Here is a 3,595-nt window from a genome sequence, read left to right as displayed (position 1 = left end):
GCTGACCGTGGCCCCGGCCCTCGACCACCTGCTGGATCCGAACACCAAGGACCTCAACTCCGCCCGGTTCTACGGCGAGGCGCTGGCCCTGTCACTGGCGGCGTTCGTCGGGTTCGTGGTGCTCGGCGGCAGCGCGAACATCAGCAGGAAGATCACGCCCATCACCCCGGCCACCCAACCCAGCGCGTTCTGAAAGGCGTTGACGAACGCGGGGCCCACCTCCGCCGGGGTCAGCCGGTCGCCGATCGTGCCGAAGAAGACCACCGACACCAGCCCGAGCCCGAGCGCATTGCCCATCTGCTGGACGGTGTTGATGAGTCCGGACGCCGAACCCGCGTGCTCGCGCGGCACCTCGGAGAGGATCGTGTCGGTCAGCGGGGCGAAGATCAGGCCCATGCCGGCGCCCATCACGACGAGCGGCAGCGCCATCTGCCAGGAGGCGATGGCCAGTTGGTACCGGTCCGCCTCCCAGAGGTAGAGCAGCACGCCCACGACCATCACCAGCGCGCCGGCCTGGAGGACGTTGCGTCCGCCGAGCCGCGGCACCAGCTTCTGCACGGACATCCCGGCCGCCACGGAGACGGCGATCGAGAACGGTACGCCGGTCAGCCCCGCCCGCAGCGGGCTCCAGCCCAGCCCGATCTGCATGTACAGCGTCCAGACCAGGAAGAAGATGCCGAGCCCGATGCCGAAGACGGTCTGGACGGCGATACCGGCAGCGAAGCTCTTCACCTCGAACAGCGACAGCTCGACGAGCGGCGAACCGTCCCGCCCGGCCTTCCGCTTCTCGTACGCCACCAGCGCGACGAAGACACCGATCGAGCCGGACATCGACACGAACCCCCAGGCGGGCCAGCCCAGTTCGTCGCCCCGGGTGAGCGGGTAGAGCAGCATCAGCAGGCCGAGGGTGACCAGAGCGACGCCGACGAGGTCCAGCTTCAGGGCGCGCGGAGCCTTGGACTCGGTGATGAAGCGGCTGCCGAGGATGAGGCCGGCGATTCCCACCGGCAGGTTGATCAGGAAGATCGGGCGCCATTCGAGGCCGAAGAGGTTCCACTCGGTGAGCAGCGCGCCGAGCAGCGGACCGGAGACCGCGCCCAGGCCGACGATCGCGCCGAACAGGCCGAACACCTTGCCCCGTTCGTGCGCAGGGAAGGTCGCGTGCACGATCGACAGCACCTGCGGCACCATCATCGCCGCCATCCCGCCCTGGAGGATGCGCGAGGCGACCAGCATCTCCGGGTTCGCGGCGAAGCCGCACAGCGCGGAGGCGAGCGTGAAGCCGCCGATGCCGACGAGGAACAGCCGCTTGCGGCCGTGGATGTCACCGAGCCGCCCGCCGGTGATCAGCCCGGCGGCGAAGGCGAGCGCGTAACCGGCCGTTATCCACTGGATCTGGCTGAAGGAGGCACCCGCGTCCCGCTGGATCGACGGGATCGCGACATTGACGATCGTGACGTCGACGAGGTCCATGAAGGCCGCCGTCATCACGATCGCGAGGGCGAACCAGCGACGCCGGTCGGCCGCGGCGGTCACGGGGACTGCGGGGGCCGGGCTGTCCACAAGGGTTTCGGTGGAGGTCATGGCTTGAAGCTAGAGCCCCATTAGGTCAGATCGTGTCCTAGTTCTACGGCATCCTCGGATCCATGACGACGACGGAGAGCTCATGACTACGACGGAGGGCTCATGACGACGGACACCCCGGCCCGGCTCCTCCAGCTCCTCTCCCTCCTCCAGACGCCCCGCGAGTGGCCCGGCGGCGAGCTGGCCGACCGGCTCGGGGTGTCCCGGCGCACGGTCCGGCGGGACATCGACCGGCTGCGCGAACTCGGCTACCCCGTGCAGGCGACGCTCGGCTCCGACGGCGGCTACCGGCTCGTCGCGGGCAAGGCGATGCCCCCGCTGGTGCTGGACGACGAGGAGGCGGTGGCGATCGCGGTCGGCCTGCGCGCGGGCGCCGGGCACGCGCTCGAGGGCGTGGACGAGGCGTCCGTACGGGCACTGGCGAAGCTGGAACAGGTACTGCCCTCGCGGCTACGGCACCGGGTCGCCACCCTTCAGGCCGCCACGACCCCGCTGACCAGTGGGGACGGCGCGAGCATCGCCCCCGAGACGCTGACCGTGATGGCCTCGACGGTGGCCGGCCAGGAGCGGCTGCGCTTCGCCTACCGCGCCAAGGACGGCACCGAGTCCCGCCGCCTGACGGAGCCGTACCGCCTCGTCTCGACCGGGCAGCGCTGGTACCTCGTCGCCTACGACCTCGACCGCGAGGACTGGCGGACGTTCCGGGTCGACCGGGTGAGCATGCCCTTCGCCACGGGGGCCCGGTTCACCCCGCGCGAGCTGCCGACGGGGAGCGCGGCGGAGTATCTACGGCAGTCGATGCACCGGCGTCAGGAGACGTACGAGTACGCCGTCACGTTCGCCGCCCCCGCCGACGTCGTCGCGGCCAGCGTCCCGTCCTGGCTCGGCACCCCGGAGCCGCTCGACGAGCACAGTTGCCGCCTGCGCGCCACGACCGGCGACCCGGTGGACTGGCTGGCCGTACGGCTGGCGATGCTGGGGTGCGAGTTCACGGTGCAGGAGCCTGAGGAACTGGTGCGGTGTGTACGGGAGTTGGGCGGACGGTTGAGTCGGGCGGGGAATGCGGGCACGTGAGCGGAGCTCACACCCGGCCCGGTCCCGTCCCCAACTCCCCCCAGGGAAAGTCCCGTAGCGCCCGCAGATTCCGCAGCGCCGGCTCCACCGGTCCCGCCACCGCACTCGCACCCCCACCCGCACCGCCGTGCGCCTCCCCGGACGCCCAGCCCTCAACAGCCGTGCGTACGGCGGCACTTGCCACGGCGGCGGCGAAGCGCAGCTCGGGGGAGGTCACGGACGGCGCCGGGTCGGCGCCGGTGTCGGCGCCCTTGGTGAGGCGTTCCACGAAGACCTCGCCCAGGGTCCGTTCCGAGGCCTGGCACACCTCCGCCCACACCCGGCGCAGGGCGGGGCTGGATTCGGCCATGCCGATCAACGTGCGGACCCAGGTCCAGGAGTTGATGGAGACGCCCACCCCGGGGGTCAGCGTGTGGCGCACCCCGTGTTCCAGGGCCTCCGGCACCGACAGTGCCGCCGGGGCCGCGCGGACCGCCTCCACCCAGCGTTGGGCGCCGGCCGCGTAGAGCGGGGCGACGGCCTCCTCCTTGGTGGCGAAGTAGCGGTAGAACGTGCGGGGGGCGATGCCCGCGCTCTGGGCGATGTCCTCGGCCCGGGTGGCCCGCAGCCCGTGTTTCACGAAGAGTCCGGCCGCCGCGCGGGCGATCTCCATCCGGGTCTCCGCCTTGCGCCGCTCGGTCAGCGAGAGCGGTGCGGAGGGCGCAGAAGGGGCAGAAGGGGAGTCGGGACGGGAATCCGGTGCTGGGGTGGGGCTGCTCACATCGGCAGGCTATGCCGATGTGGCACAATCTGCCATTCGGCGGGCCACCCCGGGGTTCAGGTACGGGGTGCCCCGCCGTCCCAGCATGCCGACGTCCTGACGGCCCCGCATGCCGACGCACCACCGGCCGCCCCGCATGCCGACGCCCCACCGACCCGCATGCCCGCGCCCCCGGAG

Annotated in this window: 3 protein-coding genes; 1 reads left to right on the top strand and 2 read right to left on the bottom strand. The window is 71.6% G+C overall.

What is annotated here, in order from left to right; all coding sequences use genetic code 11:
- Window positions 1-69 precede the first annotated feature (69 nt).
- Complete coding sequence (locus ACNFOC_RS52290; RefSeq protein ID WP_416966010.1) at window positions 70-1,584, bottom strand: MFS transporter; 1,515 nt, start codon at window positions 1,582-1,584, stop codon at window positions 70-72.
- 102 nt (window positions 1,585-1,686) lie between these two features.
- Between ACNFOC_RS52290 and ACNFOC_RS52285 the strand changes: the two genes are divergently transcribed.
- Window positions 1,687-2,658, top strand: a complete 972-nt coding sequence (locus ACNFOC_RS52285; RefSeq protein ID WP_416966009.1) for a helix-turn-helix transcriptional regulator — start codon at window positions 1,687-1,689, stop codon at window positions 2,656-2,658.
- Between the two features lie 7 nt (window positions 2,659-2,665).
- Here the strand turns inward: ACNFOC_RS52285 and ACNFOC_RS52280 are convergent, their stop codons facing one another.
- Complete coding sequence (locus ACNFOC_RS52280) at window positions 2,666-3,418, bottom strand: TetR/AcrR family transcriptional regulator (protein WP_416966008.1); 753 nt, start codon at window positions 3,416-3,418, stop codon at window positions 2,666-2,668.
- Between the last annotated feature and the right edge of the window lie 177 nt (window positions 3,419-3,595).

It is taken from the genome of Streptomyces colwelliae (assembly GCF_048158785.1).
GTDB lineage: Bacteria > Actinomycetota > Actinomycetes > Streptomycetales > Streptomycetaceae > Streptomyces.
The sequence above is the reverse complement of the archived record's forward strand: the minus strand, read 5'-3'. Positions and strand labels throughout refer to the sequence as shown.